Origin of the sequence: Blautia hominis, from assembly GCA_002270465.1 — a bacterium.
GTDB lineage: Bacteria > Bacillota > Clostridia > Lachnospirales > Lachnospiraceae > Blautia > Blautia hominis.
The window spans coordinates 293581-312030 of sequence record NQOF01000006.1; the positions used below are offsets into that span (position 1 = coordinate 293581).

At 47.3% G+C, this 18450-nt stretch carries 15 protein-coding genes; 10 read left to right on the plus strand and 5 right to left on the minus strand.

The features are described 5' to 3' along the window. Positions 1–189 precede the first annotated feature (189 nt). From CI595_RS19600 to CI595_RS19650, 10 genes are all read left to right on the plus strand, one after another. The gene (locus CI595_RS19600; protein ID WP_095175304.1) at positions 190–1890 is read left to right on the plus strand and encodes an extracellular solute-binding protein; all 1701 of its coding nucleotides are present in this window, start codon (positions 190–192) and stop codon (positions 1888–1890) included. A gap of 84 nt (positions 1891–1974) precedes the next feature. Continuing rightward, positions 1975–2883: an ABC transporter permease gene (locus CI595_RS19605; RefSeq protein ID WP_330397411.1), complete on the plus strand. Its 909-nt coding sequence runs from the start codon at positions 1975–1977 to the stop codon at positions 2881–2883. A gap of 11 nt (positions 2884–2894) precedes the next feature. Beyond that, complete coding sequence (locus tag CI595_RS19610) at positions 2895–3779, plus strand: carbohydrate ABC transporter permease (RefSeq protein ID WP_095175305.1); 885 nt, start codon at positions 2895–2897, stop codon at positions 3777–3779. A 35-nt stretch (positions 3780–3814) separates the two neighbouring features. Further along, positions 3815–5692, plus strand: coding sequence for a hypothetical protein (locus tag CI595_RS19615; RefSeq protein WP_095175306.1), 1878 nt, complete (start codon positions 3815–3817; stop codon positions 5690–5692). Then, complete coding sequence (locus tag CI595_RS19620) at positions 5676–7181, plus strand: glycoside hydrolase family 28 protein (RefSeq protein WP_095175307.1); 1506 nt, start codon at positions 5676–5678, stop codon at positions 7179–7181. Before CI595_RS19615 ends, CI595_RS19620 begins: the two co-directional genes overlap by 17 nt. A 158-nt stretch (positions 7182–7339) precedes the next feature. Continuing rightward, complete coding sequence (gene htpG, locus CI595_RS19625) at positions 7340–9421, plus strand: molecular chaperone HtpG (RefSeq protein ID WP_095175308.1); 2082 nt, start codon at positions 7340–7342, stop codon at positions 9419–9421. A gap of 501 nt (positions 9422–9922) precedes the next feature. Continuing rightward, positions 9923–10240: a DUF6442 family protein gene (locus tag CI595_RS19635; RefSeq protein WP_095175310.1), complete on the plus strand. Its 318-nt coding sequence runs from the start codon at positions 9923–9925 to the stop codon at positions 10238–10240. A gap of 11 nt (positions 10241–10251) precedes the next feature. Then, positions 10252–10458, plus strand: a complete 207-nt coding sequence (locus tag CI595_RS19640) for a helix-turn-helix transcriptional regulator (RefSeq protein WP_095175311.1) — start codon at positions 10252–10254, stop codon at positions 10456–10458. Between the two features lie 12 nt (positions 10459–10470). Further along, a complete protein-coding gene (locus CI595_RS19645) occupies positions 10471–11151 on the plus strand; it encodes a response regulator transcription factor (protein ID WP_095175312.1) in 681 nt (226 codons plus the stop codon). Further along, on the plus strand, positions 11144–12340 hold the full coding sequence (locus CI595_RS19650; protein ID WP_095175313.1) for a sensor histidine kinase: 1197 nt from the start codon (positions 11144–11146) through the stop codon (positions 12338–12340). Before CI595_RS19645 ends, CI595_RS19650 begins: the two co-directional genes overlap by 8 nt. A 15-nt stretch (positions 12341–12355) precedes the next feature. Here CI595_RS19650 and CI595_RS19655 read toward each other — a convergent pair whose 3' ends face one another. The 5 genes from CI595_RS19655 to CI595_RS19675 all read right to left on the minus strand — a co-directional run bounded on the left by CI595_RS19655 (position 12356) and on the right by CI595_RS19675 (position 18401). Then, positions 12356–15025, minus strand: coding sequence for an ABC transporter permease (locus CI595_RS19655; protein WP_095175314.1), 2670 nt, complete (start codon positions 15023–15025; stop codon positions 12356–12358). Beyond that, positions 15022–15705 carry an ABC transporter ATP-binding protein gene (locus CI595_RS19660; protein WP_095175315.1) on the minus strand — a complete coding sequence of 228 codons (684 nt, stop codon included), beginning with the start codon at positions 15703–15705 and terminating at the stop codon, positions 15022–15024. Before CI595_RS19660 ends, CI595_RS19655 begins: the two co-directional genes overlap by 4 nt. A gap of 228 nt (positions 15706–15933) precedes the next feature. Next, entirely contained in the window at positions 15934–16779 is an 846-nt protein-coding gene (gene nudC / locus CI595_RS19665) for an NAD(+) diphosphatase (protein ID WP_095175316.1), read from the minus strand. Between the two features lie 148 nt (positions 16780–16927). Continuing rightward, a complete protein-coding gene (locus CI595_RS19670) occupies positions 16928–17851 on the minus strand; it encodes an acyltransferase domain-containing protein (RefSeq protein WP_095175317.1) in 924 nt (307 codons plus the stop codon). A 46-nt stretch (positions 17852–17897) separates the two neighbouring features. Continuing rightward, entirely contained in the window at positions 17898–18401 is a 504-nt protein-coding gene (locus CI595_RS19675; RefSeq protein ID WP_095175318.1) for a DUF5721 family protein, read from the minus strand. Between the last annotated feature and the right edge of the window lie 49 nt (positions 18402–18450).

An 18450-nucleotide genomic window follows, 5' to 3' on the forward strand; every position in this document is an offset into this window, starting at 1 on the left:
ACGCTGTAATGCAAATAGCAATAAAATGAGTGGAAAGACAGGTGGACTATTTGTACGGGATGGTGGACAATTTTAAACACAGGATTTAAAATAAGCAAAAAAATCCACCTTTCCATTAACCATATCAGTCCAAATGCAGGATGAAAAATCTTATAATGATACCATCAAAAGAAAGAGGAGGAAGTAATAATGAAGAGAAAAAGTTACCTTGCGGTGTTGCTGGCCTGTGCGATGGCAGTGACTGGATTAGCCGGATGCGGCGGGAATGACAGTGGCAAAAAAGACACATCAGCAGCAGGCGATAATCTTCCGGTGGATGAAGAAGGAAATCCCGGTCCCTTTGGGAAATACAAGGAGCCTGTCACAGTGGAGATTGTACAGTCTATCAACCCGACTCTGCCAATACCAGAAGGGGAATCCGCAACAGACAATTATTACACCCGTTATGTAAAAGAAAATATGAACATTGACACTAAGGTGAAATGGTCAGCGTCAAATGCAGACTATACGCAGAAGCTGAACCTCGCCATAGCTTCAAATGATTTGCCGGATATTTTAGTTGTGAATGAGCAGGAGCTGCGCAAGATGGTAAAATCAGATATGCTGGAGGATCTTACCGATTATTATGATACATATGCATCAGATATCATAAAAGACAATATTAATGCCACAGATGGGAAAGCGCTGGAAGCAGCCACATTTGACGGAAAACTGTATGCCCTGCCAAATGTCCAGGCAGAGGCGGACGGTTATAACAATATGTGGATTCGCATGGATTGGCTCGAAAAACTCAACTTGGAAGTACCTACAACCATTGAGGAACTGGAAACAGTGGCAAAGGCATTTGTGGACAACCAGATGGGTGGGGAGGATACCATCGGGATTTTAGGTCCTACAGTGAATAACAGGCTTTATAATGATTTTATATCTTCCACAAACAATATGAATAACCTGGACGGTATTTTCCAGGCATATAAATCCTGGCCGGGATTTTGGATTGAAGGGGAAGACGGAAAAGCGGTGTACGGTTCTACTACCCAGGAAACAAAAGCAGCCCTTGGCGAACTGCAGAAAATGTATCAGGATGGAATTCTGGATCAGGAAATCGGTGTCAGGAAAGATGCGGATGAAGCCTGGAAGGGCGGAAAAGCAGGAATTTTATTCTCCCCCTGGTGGAATGGATATAACGTAAAAGACGGCCTGGCAAATGACCCTGAGGCTGACTGGCAGGCATTTGCAGGTCCTCTGGCAGAAGACGGGCAGTGGTATCCGAAACAAGGGGGTGTAGGCGGAAGCTTCTGCGTTGTCAGGAAAGGTTATGAGCATCCTGAAGCAGCATTCGTGCTTAATAGTTTCCTGCGCAGAGACGAGGGAAAATTTGCGGCTGAGACAAAACTGGATGCAGGATATTATCCCGGCAGAGTGGTGATTACCCCTTATGATGAGTGTTCTTTTTCCGTGGAAGCGCTGCGGGCAAAGATGGATGGTGAAGAAGTTCCTGAATACGACCCCATCAATTACAAGCTGCTGGATCATGATTTTGAAACTTTGGAGCAATGCTTACAGCCTCCATATGACGATTTGCGTATTGGCAGCTGGGATCAGACTCCTACAGATTTTGGACGTTTATATTCTCTCCTGAAAGGATATGAATGTGTGGTGGATGCCAAGGAGGAAGGCATTGTAAATCAAACTTACAGTTTGATTTACAGCCAGACCGAGACCATGGAGAAGAAGTGGGCAAACCTTAAGAAGAAAGAGGATGAAGTTTTCCTGAAGATTATTATCGGAGAAGCTTCCTTAGATGATTTTGACACTTTTGTGAAAGAGTGGAAAGCTGAAGGCGGAGATGAGATTACCGCTGAGGTGCAGGAGACAATGAAAAAATAGGATAGGTCATATAATGAAATAGGACAGTGCTTTGAGACAGCCGTGATATTTGCGGCTGTTTCTTGCTAAAAGGGAGGTAGGAAATTGAATACCAGAAAAGGAAACTTATTTAGATCAAAAACAGGAATTTACTGGATTATGGTGATCCCGGCACTGGTTTGGATGGTCTGCATTAATATAGTCCCTATGTTTGGGATTGTAATGGCATTTCAGGATTATAATCCGGGGAAAGGAATTCTGCATTCCGGGTTTGTTGGATTGGAAAATTTCCACTATATGTTTGAGATGAAGGACGTAAGCAGTATTTTCATAAATACGATCGTGATTGCCGTATTCAAACTTTTACTGAATGTTGCGGTGCCTGTTATCTTTGCGCTGCTTCTGAATGAGATTAAGAATGTATTCTTTAAGCGGAGTGTACAGACAATCGTGTATCTGCCTCATTTTATCTCATGGGTAGTCATGGGAGGAATACTTCTGGACGTGTTTGGGCTTTACGGCCCTATCAATGGCGTCCTGTCATCTCTGGGCATGGACCCCATTGCCTTTTTCAGGAAGCCGGAACTGTTCCGGGGGCTTGCCGTGGGGACGGATGTTTGGAAAGAATTCGGCTTCAATGCGGTTGTATACCTTGCGGCTTTAACCGGTATCAGCCCGGCCCTGTATGAAGCAGCTGCCATTGACGGTGCGGGACGGTTTCAGAGGATGATACACATTACCTTGCCGGGACTTAAGCCGATCATTGTCCTGATGACAATTCTGGCCCTGGGAAATATCCTGAATGCCGGATTTGACCAAATCTATAATATTTATAACCAGGCGGTATATTCCACAGGTGATATTATTGATACCTGGGTTTACAGAGTCGGCCTGACGGATATGCAGTTCTCTCTGGCAACGGCAGTGGGACTTTTGAAATCGGTCATCGGTTTTGGACTTATTTCAGGTTCTTACTATATTGCCTATAAAAAAGCAAATTACAGGATATTTTAGGAGGTGCCATTATGGTAGAAAAGAAAACAAAGGGGGCAGCCGTTCTAAAAGCGTTCTTTGCATTTATTCTGATTCTGGCCGCGCTGAGCTGCCTGCTTCCGCTGGTATATAACCTGGCGGTATCATTCAGCTCAAAGGCGGCTGCTGAGGCCGGAAAAGTGGCATTCTGGCCGGTGGATTTTACGGCGAATGCCTATAGAGAGATCATGAAAGAAAAGAACTTTTTTATATCATTCTGGGTGGCAGTCCAGAGGGTTTTGGCCTCGCTTGCCATAACCCTGCCCGTACTTACACTGGCGGCCTATCCCCTTGCAAAGACAAAGAAAGAATTTGCACCGAGAAATGTACTCCTCTGGATATTTGTTTTCTGTATGCTGTTTTCAGGAGGAACGATCCCATGGTATATTACCATGAAAGCATATGGGCTGACCAACAGTGTATTTGGCTTGGCGGTCTGCGGTGGTATACCCGTTTTCAATCTGATTCTGATGGTCAATTTCTTTCAGGATATTCCGAAAGAACTGGAAGAGGCAGCTATGATAGACGGGGCGGGGCCGTGGCGTATTCTTATGCAGGTTGTAGTCCCGCTCTCAAAGCCGGTATTGGCGACGATTGCGTTGTTTACCATCGTGACTCAATGGAATGATTTCTTTCAGGGCCTGGTATTGTCCACGAGTGCGGAGCATTATCCACTGCAGACTTACATAAAACAGCTGATATTCCAGCTGGATACTTCCCAGATGACAGCGGAACAGATTAAACAGATGGCATCCATGTCAAATACTACATTAAACGCAGCTAAAATATTTATTTCCATGGTACCGGTCCTTTGTATCTATCCATTTTTACAAAAATACTTTGTGACAGGAATTACACTTGGAGGTGTAAAAGAGTGATCATATAGGAGGAATAGCTATGCAGGAGGATAATGATGAAAAAAATCACACATATAAAAGAGATTATCTTTAAAGAGGACAGGTATCATATGAACTGGCTGAGGGAAGATTTCCCCTATGCCGCGGTGAAAGTGCCAAAAGAGCTGGATTACCAGGTTTACCATAAAAAACAAGGCGACTGCATCCATACGGAAATCCTGTTTAACAACAGGCAGGATAAGCCGGTGTTTACCCATACAGGCAGTATAAGTGTTTCCTTTCCGCTGCAGGATAAGTATGAAAGCAGTGAGGTTTGTATGAAATACAGATGCCATACCCATATTTTCTGCGGGGAAGATGTAAGTTATGTCATGGCCCTGCGTATGGGCGGAGATGCGCCGCATCTGGGGATGGTGGTTGAGGAGGGAAGCCTGTCATCTTACAGTGTAACCCGTAATGTTGCCAGCAGGAGCAATGACAGGGGATGCTTCTGGCTCCATCCGTCTGCCATGCAGTTTGCGCCGGGAGAGACGAAACGGCTTAGCTGGGTGGTCTTCCCCCACAAGGGTAAGATAGATTTTTATGAACAGATGGGGAAATACAGACAGTATGTGAAAGTGGAGGCTGATCATTATGTTCTTTTTCCGGATGAGAAAGTAAATATCCGCATTATGCCGTCCTTTGAAGCAGAGCATGTCTGGGTTGATGGAGCTGAGATCATGGCAAAAGATGGGCAGTACCATGTAGAGTATTCCTCGCGGATTCCCCGGGAAAAGATCCTGCATATCTGCGTTGACGGCATCCGCACCATATGCAGGCTGCTGGTACAGGAGGAACCATATAAACTGGCAGCGGCAAGATGCAGATTTATCGCGGAGCATCAGCAGTATTATGGGGAACTCAGACAGCTGGACGGCGCTTATCTTGCCTATGACAACGAGGAAAAACTGCAGGTTTACCGTCCGGTTAACGATTATAACGGCGGCCGGGAACGTGTGGGTATGGGGCTTCTGTTATCTGAATATCTGCAGGATGGCAGTGAAATTGCAGAGGACCTGGAGAAAAGTCTCCAAAGCTATATCCGGTTTGTGGAGAGGGAACTGGCAGACCCTGAGACCGGTGAGGTATTTAATGATGTAGGACGGGACGGAAGTTACACCAGACAGTATAATCTTCCTTGGTATGCCACATTCTTTACAGAACTTTACCGGCAGTACCATGAGAAACGGTATCTGGTTACAGCATACCGGATACTATTACGGTTTTATAAAGAAGGCGGGAGCAAATTTTATCCCATAGACCTTCCTGTCCTTCTGATTGATGAGGCTTTGAAGGCAGCAGGGATGGAAAATGAGCGAATAGAACTGGGAGTCTGGTTCAGGGCACATGCTGACCAGCTGGTGAAAACCGGGCGGGATTATCCGCCGTCAGAAGTGAATTATGAGCAGAGCATCGTGGCGCCTGCGGCAGATGTCCTGTTAAAAGTCTACTGCCTGAGTGGGGAGGGAAAGTATCTGCGCGCGGCAAGGGAGCAGATGGAAGTCCTGGATCTGTTCAACGGAACCCAGCCGGATTACCATCTCTATGAAAATGCAGTCCGCCATTGGGATGGCTATTGGTTTGGAAAACGGGAGCTGTACGGGGACACATTTCCCCATTACTGGAGTGCCCTGACAGGAAATGTCTTCCTGCTGTATGCACAGATTACCGGGGATGCCTTCTATGAAAAGCGTGCAGAGGATTCTCTAAGAGGCGTGCTGCCGCTTATCTTCCCGGATGGTTCGGCTTCCTGTGCCTATGTATTCCCCCAAAGTGTAAACGGCATTTCAGGCGCATATTATGACCCATACGCCAATGACCAGGACTGGGGACTCTACTTTTATCTGCGGAACAGGAAACAGAGGGGAGGACAGAAAAATGGGGAGAATGCTTAATGGCTTTACGGAAAGTGACAGCATTACCTTGTTCTGGGAGAAACCTGAAACAGCAGAAAAGGGCGATTTCTACCGGATATATATTGACGGTACAAAAGCAGGGGAGACAGACAGGACGCATTATTGTATGGAGGGGCTTGAAAACGGCCGGGAATATCAGGCAGAAGTCCGTGTATTAAAATGCGGTGGCCCGGAGGAAAGTCTGGGGACGCTGCCCCTGAAAACTGGAGAGAAAAAGAGAGTGCTGGATGTATCCAAAGCACCTTATCTGGCTTTGGGGGATGGGGAATCCCTGAATACAGAAGTATTACAGAAGGCGATTGATGACTGTACAGAGAATGATCTTGTCTATATCCCGGCGGGTATCTTTGTGACAGGAGCCTTACGGCTGCACAGTGATATGGAGTTGTATCTGGAGCAGGGGGCGGTTCTCCAGGGGACGGATCGCCCAGGGGATTATCTGCCGCGGATCAGTAGCCGGTTTGAAGGACTGGAGATGGAATGCTACAGCAGCCTTCTGAACCTTGGGCAGCTTGACCATACTGGCGGTTATAGCTGCAGGAACGTGGTTATCCGGGGAAAGGGCACAATCGCCAGCGGCGGCAGGGCACTGGCAGAGAAGGTCATCTGTTCTGAACGGGAGCGGCTCAGGGAGTACCTGAAGGAGTTGGGTGACGGGATTGAGGCATATGAAAATGCAGATACCATACCCGGAAGGGTAAGGCCGAGGCTGCTGAATATCAGCAACTGCCAGGATATCCGGATATCGGGCCTTACCTTGATGAACGGAGCCAGCTGGAACGTACATATGATTTATTCCGACCAGATTATTACCAATGACTGCGTTTTTCGGTCAGAGGGAGTCTGGAACGGAGACGGATGGGACCCGGATTCCTCGACGAACTGTACTATTTTTGGCTGTACTTTTTATACAGGGGATGATTCCATTGCCATTAAGTCGGGAAAGAACCCGGAGGGAAACCGGATCAGCCGTCCCTGTGAGCACATCCGTATCTTTGACTGCAGAAGCGTAAAAGGGCATGGAATAGCTATGGGAAGCGAAATGTCCGGCGGAATCAGCGATGTTTCCATCTGGGACTGCGATTTGACAGGCTCCCGGTATGGTATTGAAATTAAGGGCACCGAAAAACGGGGAGGCTATGTAAGAAACATATGGGTCAGGGACTGCAGTGCGCCAAGGATTATGGTCCATGCCGTGGAGTACAATGATGACGGCATTGCTGCACCACAGCCCCCGGTTTTTGAGGGATTCCGGTTCGATAATATCTATCTTACGGGAATGGTTACGGAAAAAGACGGCAGCCGGGTGCCGTGTAAGGCCATAGAATTATGCGGATTTGACAAACCGGGGCATGCGCTGCGGGACGTGGCGATCACCGGTCTAAAACTGTCCGGTGATCATGACAGACAGAAAATAACACTGCATGCATGTGAAAATATTGAACTGGAATGGAAGACGGGAATATAGCCGGGGAAAAATGTTAGCACTCACTTTAAATGAGTGCTAATTTTCTCTTGACTTTTTCACGAATGGGTATTAATATTGTTTTTAGCAGCAGAAACCGGAGTATGGTTTTCTGTAATAAATAACAAGAATACAGAGAAAAGGCAAAGGAGATGCATATCATGGCTAACAAGCGTGGTAATTTATCAATCAATAGCGACAATATTTTTCCGATCATTAAGAAATGGTTGTATTCCGACCATGACATTTTCTTCCGTGAGATGATTTCCAACGGATGTGATGCCATCACCAAACTGAAAAAATTAGAGGTTATGGGTGAGTACACATTCCCGGAAGGACATAAGAACAGAATTGAAGTGATCGTGAATCCGGAAGAAAAGACTCTGAAATTTATCGACACCGGACTTGGCATGACTGCTGAAGAGGTGGAAGAATATATCACTCAGATCGCATTTTCAGGCGCAACAGAGTTTCTGGAGAAATACAAAGACAAAACAAACGAGGACCAGATCATCGGCCATTTCGGTCTGGGATTCTACTCCGCTTTCATGGTAGCTGACGAAGTGCACATTGATACACTTTCCTACAAAGAGGATTCCGTACCGGTACACTGGGAATGTGACGGCGGTACAGAGTATGAGATCGGTGAGGGCAGCCGTACAGAGGTTGGTACGGAGATCACTCTTTTCCTCAATGAGGATGCTCTGGAGTTTGCCAATGAATACCGTGCAAGAGAAATTATTGAGAAATACTGTTCCTTTATGCCGGTTGAGATCTTCCTGTCCAAAGCTAACGCAGAGCAGGAATATGAGACCATTGACGAGGCGGACCTGAAAGAGGATGATGTAATTGTAGAGCATATCCACGAGGAGGCCAAGACAGAGGAGAAGGAAAACGAGAACGGTGAAAAAGAAATCGTTGAGGTGTCACCGGCTCAGGACAAAGTAAAGATCAATAAACGCCCGGTATCTTTAAGCGATACCCATCCGCTGTGGACAAAACATCCCAATGACTGCACAGACGAGGAGTACAAAGAGTTCTACAGAAAAGTATTTATGGATTACAAGGAGCCTCTGTTCTGGATCCATCTGAACATGGATTATCCGTTCAACCTGAAAGGTATCCTGTATTTCCCGAAAATCAACATGGAATATGAATCCATTGAGGGAACCATCAAGCTGTACAACAACCAGGTGTTCATTGCGGACAATATTAAGGAAGTGATCCCTGAATTCTTAATGCTGTTAAAGGGTGTGATCGACTGCCCGGACCTGCCTCTGAACGTATCCAGAAGTGCGCTGCAGAACGACGGATTTGTAAAGAAAATCTCTGAGTATATCAGCAAAAAGGTAGCTGACAAGCTGTCCGGCATGTGCAAGACAGACAGGGAAAATTATGAAAAATACTGGGATGATATCAGCCCATTTATCAAATTTGGCTGCTTAAAGGATACAAAATTCTCAGAGAGAATGATGGATTATATCCTGTATAAGAATATCGACGGCAAGTATCTGACTCTGGAGGACTGCATCAAAGCCAATGAAAAACCGGAAGAGGCCAAAGAGGCTGAGGAAACTGTAGTTGAGGAAACAAAAGAGGAGACTGCAGAGGACGGCAAGAAAGACGAAGAAGAGAAAGAACCGGAGAAGACAAATATTTACTATGTGACAGATGAAGTACAGCAGAGCCAGTACATTAATATGTTCAGGGAAGAGGGCCAGGATGCTGTCATCATGAAGCACAATATTGACTCCCCGTTTATCTCCCATGTAGAGCAGATCAAAGAAAATGTGAGATTCCTTCGCATTGATGCGGATATCAATGACTCTGTAAAAGAAGATGACGCAGCAGCGCTTGAGGAGGAGACAAAGACACTTTCAGAACTGTTCAAGAAGGTGCTGAATAAAGAGAACCTGACCGTCAAAGTGGAAAAACTGAAAAATGAAAATGTTTCTTCCATGATGACAGTTTCAGAGGAAAGCCGCCGTATGCAGGAAATGATGAAAATGTATAATATGTACGGCATGGACCCGTCTATGTTCGGCGGACAGGAGACTCTGATACTGAATGCCAATAATAAGCTGGTACAGTATGTTCTGGACAACGGAGATACAGATAATACAAAAGTGATCTGTGAACAGCTCTATGATCTGGCTGTACTGAGCCACAGACAGCTTACACCTGAGGAAATGACAAAATTTGTGGCACGCAGCAATGACATTATGATGATGCTGGCAAAATAAGAAACAGAGTGTAGAACTAAGAGGAACGAGCATAGTGCAGTTGTAAAAATGATTTTTTACAGCTGCACTTTTTTGCGTTCACAGCAGCAGGTGTTTGTCAGTTACTGTACACAGGCCACTGTACGGGAGGCGTTTTCATGCCGGAAGCATGAAAATCCCGAGACAGCCAGCGCAATATGGGGCAGAATGCTCCATATTTGTGCATCGCGAAGCGTGTTACTGGACACGCAGTGTACAGTAACGTTTGCCAGTTACTGTACACAGGCCACTGTACCGGGAGGCGTTTTCATGCCGGAAGCATGAAAATCCGAGGCAGCCAGCGCGATATGGAGCAGAATGCTCCATATTTGTGCATCGCGAAGCGTGTTACTGGACACGGAGTGTACAGTAACGTTTGCCAGATGTCTGCAAAGAAAACTTGGCAAAAAGTGTTGACAAGAAAACTTGGCATGTTATAATATAGATGACAAGAAAACTTGGCAAAGAGAGGATGGTGCTGTAATGGAGAAAAAGGAAGTTTTAGAGCGGGCCAGGAACAAAAAGAAAGGCTCCATGGATGAATGGGAAATGCAGGTCACGCAGAAAGGATTCAGCTTTGTGCTGATGGGAATCCTTTTGGTGACTTTGGCGCTGATGATCGTAAAAATTGTGGCGGGACAGCCCTGGAGTGATGTGTACTGCATATTTTTTGTGAGTATGGGGATTCATTATCTGTATAACGGTGTGAAGCTTCACAAGAGATTTGAGACAGGACTGGGAATTGTGTCAGCGCTGGCTGCTGTGCTGCTGTTTGTGGGTTATATCAGTGAGATCTTTTAGGCGGGCTGCAGATGGACGATGAATTGATTTTAAAAAACCGCCTGAAGGAAGCCAGAAGTGAGAAAAAACTGTCCCAGAACCAGTTGGCGGAGATGGTGGGGGTGTCCAGAAACACCATCAGCTCCATTGAGACGGGACAGTTTAATCCAACAGCAAAACTGGCACTGATCTTATGCATTGCACTGGACAAGAAATTCGAGGACTTATTTTATTTTTGAGGGAGATATATTATGCCGCATATTTTACTGCTGGAGGATGATGAGACAATTGCTTTTGGAATAGAGCGCGCAATGAAAAAAGAGGGCAGCACCACTGTCTGGTGCCGGACCTTAAAGGAGGCACAATCCTGCCTGGATGAAAATACGAATCTTGTGCTCCTGGATTTGAATCTGCCGGATGGGAACGGCTTTTCCTTCTGCCGGCAGGTAAAGGCTTTTGATGAAACACTTCCTGTTATATTTCTCACTGTGCGGGATGATGAGAAGGATATTGTGAGAGGACTGGATATGGGAGCGGATGATTATATTGTGAAGCCGTTCCTCCTGTCTGTTCTTTCCTCCAGAATCCGTGCTGTTTTAAGAAGGAGCAGCAGGACGGCGGAAAAGGGAAGGCTCATCTGCGGTGATATTTCCATGGATACAGAGAAGCTGAAAGCATATATAGGAACCGCGGAGGTGGTTTTGACAGCCGGAGAACTGCGCCTGCTTCGGGTGCTTTTGGAAAATAAGAACCAGGCCATAACCAGGAACCGTCTTCTTGAGCTTCTGTGGGATGCGGATGGAAATTTTGTCAATGACAATACCTTGACAGTCACTATGAAACGTCTCAGGGAAAAGCTGGGGAACCCGAAGCAGATCCAGACACTCCGGGGGATCGGTTACCGTATGGAGGAGAACACTGAGAATGGATAAGAGAGCAAGGAGGATCACCATACTGGCAGCACTTGCGGCGGCACTTTTCCTGGGAACAGCTCTGGGTTTTTGCTTTTCCGTGATTTCCTCTCACACGCAGAGAAAGAATGCGGAGCATATGATCTCCTACACTATGGTGGAGGAACCGGAACTTACGGAAAAGGTGACGGAGATTCTGAGAGAAAGCCGGAGTGCATCTGTATCCCGGGAGGGAAAAGAGTGGCTGGACAGATATGGATATACGGCTGGATTTTACCGGGGCGGCCTCCTTCCTGTATATCTGGGGATTTCCTGTGTGGGATTTGCAGGGATATTCCTTATCTGGCTGTTTTGGTATACCAAGGGAGAGCGCATGAAAGCCCGCCGCGTTGGGGATCTGACCGCCTACCTGGAGGATGTGAATCAGGGCCGTGAGACTATGCTGGCCCGCAAGGAGGACTCTTTCTCCATACTAGAGGATGAAATATATAAGACAGTCCGGGAGCTTCGCAGGACAAAGGAGGATGCGTGCAGGGAACGGCAGAATCTGGCGGATAATCTGGCAGATATTGCACACCAGCTAAAGACGCCCATTACCTCCATGTCCCTGATGGTACAACTGATCCAGGAGGAGGGAGAGATCCGGGAAACAAAGGTTTATCTGGAACGTCTGGAAAGCCAGATCTCCCGGATGGAATATCTGGTAGCCGGACTTTTGACACTGTCCAGACTGGATGCGGGAACACTGGAACTGGAACAGGAAAGTCTGGATGCTGCCTCTGTGATCATCCAGGCCTGTGAACCGCTGGAACCGCAGATAAAAAAGAGAGAGCAGGCCCTGGATGTACAGATGCAGCCGGAGGCTGTTTTCTGCGGTGACAGACACTGGACGGCTGAGGCCTTATCCAATCTGATAAAAAACTGCAGCGAACATGCAGGGGAGGGCGGAAGGATCGCAATAAAATACCACCAGAATCCCCTTTATACGGAGATCCTGGTGGCGGACAACGGCCCCGGGTTTGATCAGGATGACCTGCCGCATCTTTTTCAGCGGTTTTACCAGGGAAAAAATGCCTGTAAGGACAGTATTGGCATTGGTCTGGCCTTGTCAAAATCACTGATTGAGCGGCAGAACGGTACTCTGCGGGCAGAGAATAGAGAAAATGGGGGAGCATGTTTTACTGTAAGGTTTTATGAGGGAAAAAGATGATCCCCACGCCCCACTCTAAACCGTATCGTCTTTCAGTGCATCAATAATATTTTCTTTTCGTATTTTTCTGCTGCCGGAGGCATATGTTGCCAGCATGACAGCCAGCAGCAGAGCCGTGTATGCAAGAATCTTCAAAAACGGCGCGTGTACCAGATAAGCGCCAAAGGGCAGTCCTGATGCGTTCAGGAAGAATGCTACGAACAACACCTGTACGGGAAGACTGATAAGGAACGGTGTCAGCCCGAACAGCAGGGCTTCCAGGGATAATATACGTGACAGTGCTCTTGGAGAGAGGCCTACGGAGCGCAGTGTGGAGAGTTCCCGTCTGCGGCTTTTCAGGGTCCCGGATATGGTTGCCCATACATTGGAGAGACCGATGACGGCCATCAGCCCGGAGATAAAGAAAATGATCGCACTGTACATTTTGCTGGTGTCTTTGTCCAGTTTTTCTTTTTCCAGGATATCGGAAATAATATAATCACCGGAGCCGTAATATTTGTCACTGAATGTTTCCAGTTCATCTCTGATCTGGGGGATGTATTTTCTGTCGTCGGCTTTGAATAGGCCAATGGCATGGTAAGCGCCCAGACGTCGTTTTTCCCTGAAGGTTTCGGAAATAGAATCCAGGGTGCTCATAGGTACAAACTGAAGCAGTGTATACCCGGGAAATTCCACACCGGGGAGAGGAGATTGGTCTGTAATGTGTCCGGCCTTCACCTGAATGTTCGATTCCCCTTCCTCCTCATCCAGGATCTTATCGGTAAAGGTCAGGATGTCACCCTCCTGTATCTTGAGAAAGTCTATGATATCCGTCTCGGTGGACGTGGCATTCACTTTATCGGCAATGCTGTTGCAGACAATAGACTGTATATCTGCAGTATCAAAATAAGGCGCAGGGTCAATGCCCAGAGTGCTGCAGTATGCAGTGAAGGATTCGTCATCCAGTCCAATGAAATAGTTCTGTACCCGGTATTGCCCGTCTCTTTTAATGGGATAATATTTCCCTGTGTCGACAACAGCATCCATGCCTCCGGCATTTTCCAGCTCATCTGACACCATATCCGGTGTGACCCAAAGCGCAGACTTTAAATTAGAATAAAAGACCGCTTCCTTTACATGGGGAAAACGTTTCAGGTCCTTAAGGATTTCCGGTTCCGGTGCCTGGCCGTTATCCAGGTAATACTCAATATCCGCCTGGTTTTGCTCCTCCTTTGCGGAGAACTCTGCCTGGACCGCCCTGAAAGCGTTTAAGTGCCAGAAACAGGCCAGGACCAGAAAGGAAAGGGTCAGAGAGATGGTAGCTGTCCGATAGGATCGCTTTCTGGAAGAAAGTGCGCTGGAAGCTATTTCCCCCTCAATCCCGAAGAAGCGGGAGAGTATGTGCCGGGAGCGGGTCTTCTTTATATTTCCACTTCCACCCTGGCGGATCGCCTCAATGGGAGTCAGCCGGGCTATTTTTCTGGCAGGGATCCTGGCTGAGAACCACACGGTAAAAAAGGTGAGCAGTATGGCAGGCAGGATACTGGGCAGTCCGTATGAAAAAGTGACCTTCGGTATATTGCCGCTTCTGGCTGCGTCATTGATGGAGTTCACATATTGTATCAGCAGATTATCCAGAAACCATCCGGTGGCAAGTCCTGCAGGCAGGGGAAGAAGCATAAGGAACAGGCCTTCCCAGATGACGGACTGCCGGATCTGGCGGGGAGAGGCGCCGATGCTTGCCAGAATACCCAACTGTGTAATGCGTGAATTGGCGGACAGAGAGAAAGCATTGTGGATGATCAGGACAAAAAGCCCCACCACCAATACCCCCAGGAACAGAAACATAATAGGAAATGCAAGTGCTTCCAGTACATTGTCAATTTGGAACTGTCCTTTAGGAAAGACAAAATGCTGGGAGAGATAATCTGTATTGTATTTTAGATTATAATCACCGTATTCATCCTTTTCCCAGCCGATCAGAGCTGCTATTTGCGGTAAGTCCTTATAGGTGTCACGGATGGACCGGAACCGCAGATATACGGTTATGGATTCCTCCGGCCGGATTTCCTCATCCTCCATGTAGCCCATTGCATAATAGGAGGGGACAGAGGAGGGGGTGGCAGCGTCCAGGATCCCTACTATAGTAAAGGTGCGCTCCTCCTTTTTGGTAAATGTCTCCCCGCTGCGAAGCGGTTCCGTGGCCTGCAGGACAGTGCCGTCTTTTACCCGTTCCCCCATGGGAAGGGTTATGGTATCGCCGATTTTAAATTCCGGATGGTTTTCAAAATATTGTTTTGATATGACGATCTCATTGGGAGCTGCGGGAACGCGTCCGTCCGCCAGCTCATTTTTTTCCGGCATATGTTTCCAGTATGCGGCATTGGCACGGCGCAGGGATAGATATTCTCTTCTGGGGTCCTCAATATCAGCTGTGATAAAATCGCCTTTTATCAAGACGCTGTCCACAGTGGAATACCCTTTGATGAGGGGCAGATCCCTGCCAAAGGACTCACCGAACAATTCCCCGTGCCAGTCCCCGGATTTAAATACCGTGAGTGTGGTGGTATCCTTCCACATGGTATTGATAAACCCGCAGAGGGCGGAGAGGAAGGTGCTGGCCAGATAGAGGGCTATCATGATGGCACAGCTTGTGCGTTTGTTCCGCCGGATAAAATCCAGGGTGTATTCTCTCAGGATCTTCATGACCGGTTCACCTGGTCTTTGATGACCCTGCCGTCCTCCATGGTCAGGATACGGTCAGCCTCCAATGCCAGCTTTTCGTCATGGGTGATCAGAAGGACCGTCTGCCCGAACCGGCGGTGTGATAATTTCAGCAGATCCAGTGTCTCCTGGGAATTTTTCCGGTCCAAATTGCCGGTGGGTTCATCTGCCAGTAAGATGGCAGGGCGGCAGATCAGGCTTCTGGCAATGGCGGCCCGCTGCTGCTGGCCTCCTGACAGTTCTCCGGGGAGATGGTCCAGTCTGTCGGTCAGGCCCAGGGTTGTGACGATCTGGTCAAACCTTTTCTGGTCAGGTTTGCGTCCGTCCAGAAGAACAGGCAGCAAAATATTTTTCTTGATGGTGAGTGTGGGGATCAGATTGTAAAACTGATAGATAAGACCAACTTTCCGCCTTCGGAAGGCGGCAAGTGCCTCCTCGTCCAGGGTGGAGATATCGGTGTCTTCAATACGGATTTCACCTTCGCTGGGCCGGTCCACGCCTCCCAAAAGATGCAGAAGCGTGGATTTTCCGGAACCGGAAGCGCCCACAATGGCTACGAATTCTCCGCTTTCCACGGAGAGTGTGACATGGTCCAGGGCAGTGACCGCATTAGGGCCAGTGCCGTAAATTTTTGTTAGATCATTACATGAGAGTATTTCCATAATTGTGTATCCTCCTTATGGAAACACAGTATAGCAGGGCAAAATGACATTTCAGTGACATTTATAACGGTAATGGTAACTGTTCAGTACCCTCACAGTTACAGGCAAAGATCCATGCAGAATTGCCTTTGGCGATGGGATTTTTGCTTGGCTGCGGAATGCTTTCTTACGGTCAGCGCAGTGAATGCGCAGACCTGCTGAATAGTTACCGGTAATGCCATTTTATAGTTAGATTTTGTCATCAAGTCCGTTTTTGAAAAGTGTCATCATTTCTCGGGTAAGGCTGATTTCATATTCGTCCACAGGAATCTGGGAACGCTCCTTCCATACAGCCAGAGCCAGCTCTTCCTCATCCAGGCAGATGGTGTCATCCCCGTCCAGGTCACAGAAAAAGCCAAAGAGCAGGGTGTCTGTGAAAGACCAGGGCTGGCTTTTGTAAAAGCGGAGATTCTTTACCTTGAGTCCAACCTCCTCCATGACTTCGCGCCTAACAGTATCCTCAATGGGTTCTCCGATTTCCGCAAACCCTGCGATCAGGGCATAGTTTGTAAACTCACGGCCTGCATATTTTGACAGAAGCAGTTTTTCCCCGTTTCTCACAGCTACAATAACGGCTGGGGAGAGCTTTGGGTATTCCATAGTGTGGCAGTTGGGACAGTACATCATACGTTCTTTTTTGTCCGGTTTCATCTTTCTGCCGCAGCAGCCGCAGAATCTGCGGCCTTTATACCATTTATAGAGCTGATGTCCCGTAATCCCGGCAAAGATAAGATGACGGGGGCTTAATGTGCGCAAACTGTCCGTTTTTTCAAAAGCATAGTTTGGCATCTCCTCATAAGGAAGCTGGGATACCAGATAATAGGCAGTTTCATCTATGGTAAAAAGGTAAGTCCAGAGGTCTTTTACAGCCGGAAATACAGCTTCCGCTTCGGAATAGGTGGGAAAGGAGATCTCCCCTTCCGCAGCCTTCATAAAGATCTGGTCTTTTTTATAGCAGAGCAGCACACTGTTCTTTTGGGGTTCATGGGGCAGATATTCGTTGTGGTAAATATGTGGTGCAATATCCTGAATCATAATTTTTCTCCTGTCAGTTTTGTTTATATAACAGTTCAGACAGGTCTGCGCATTCACTGCGCTGACCGTATGAAAAAGCAGTGCCGGCAGGCATCCGGCCCATCGCGAAGCGATTTTTAATGGTTGGATGCGTAACAGTTCAGCTTGTCTAAACTGTTACTTGTTTATAAATAAAAATGCCGAAACCGAGGCCTGCCTGATGGCCTTCCATCAGCCAGGAGCGGTAAGCTCTCTGGAGTCCGGTATCTCCCGGCAGTTCTGCTGCCGGTTTTTCATAATCCTCATAAAAGATTCTCCACAGATCTCCGTTGTTATACTCCTCTTTATAGATATCATAATCCTGCATAAATCCCAGGATATTGGATGTTTTCGGAAGAAAAAGCTTGTGTTCGGGAAATAGCATCCAGGATTCGCACAGAAAGACGATAGGCCGGTCTGTAAAAGCATCCCGGAAAAAGTCTGCTGCCATGGCGTAGGATCTCATGTATTCCTCTCTCACAAGCCGTCCGCAGGAGGGGATGTGCACATTGATGACAAGGTCCCCCGGATGCAGAGTTACACCGTTTTTTTCATAAGTTTCTTCAAAGGGCACCAGTTCATACTGGAAGCGCCCCAGAGCAAAACGTTTGACCTCAAACCACCATATCTGCCAGTCAGCCACGCTGGTGCCCCAAATACCGAACATTTTGCGGCATTCCAGCAGCTTCCAGTGCAGGTCCATCATGGATGCACGGAAGATTTCCGGTGCAATGCCCCGCTCCTCGTAAATTTTCCTGGTTTTTCGTGACAGGATAATGAAAAAGAGCATGTGCAGGGTATAAGTGTGGACACCGCAGCGGGGGGAGATATCCTTCAGCTCTTCCAGGACTTTTTTATAGTCCATATGGATGTTTTCGCTGTATGCGCGGTCAGTAGATATAAGTATATGGAGCACTTCCGGGCATTGGAATACCTGTTCCAGGGACTGCGTAAGAGATTCGGCAGCCTCCTGCGGATACTCCATCTCACCGGTGAACAGATGCAGGTTATCTATCCATTCCTGTTTTAAAACATTTGTTTCATGATTTTGCATATTTTTCCCTCTTTCACATAAACTATTTATAACGATTCCATGTAAATCAGACAGGCAGTACAGGAATCTGCTGCTGCCTGAAGAATTTTGTTACCATTTCATCCCACACCCGGTCCAGGGACTTGTCCATGGAGAAGGTTTTGAGGGACGTGCCTGTTGTGCAGGTCACATGACTGCCGTCGTACTGCAGGTTCAGATACAGGCCGAAGACATCTGCCGATGTCCAGGAAAGTCCGCTTCCTGTCAGCAGTTTTTCTACATTCTGCCTGGAGAGCTGGAACACGATTTTAAAGTGCAGCGGGGTATGTTTTCCTTTCATGATGGAGAAGCAGAAGGGTTTGATCTCCTTCCACGTAGAGAAGGTGCGCTCAGTCTCATGGAGCATTTCCGCCTGTTCTGAATCAAAGAACTCCTTGTGGAGGGAACCGTCAATCTTGTAGGAGACAAATGTGGTCACATTGGCCTCACAGAGCCAGAAAGCATCAAAATCGGTTCCTATAAGCAGACGGGACATAAATTCTTTTACATCCTGTACCTGTAAAGCTATCATGATATTATTTCCTCTTCCTGTCATAGTCTAATGAATAGTATATACGAAA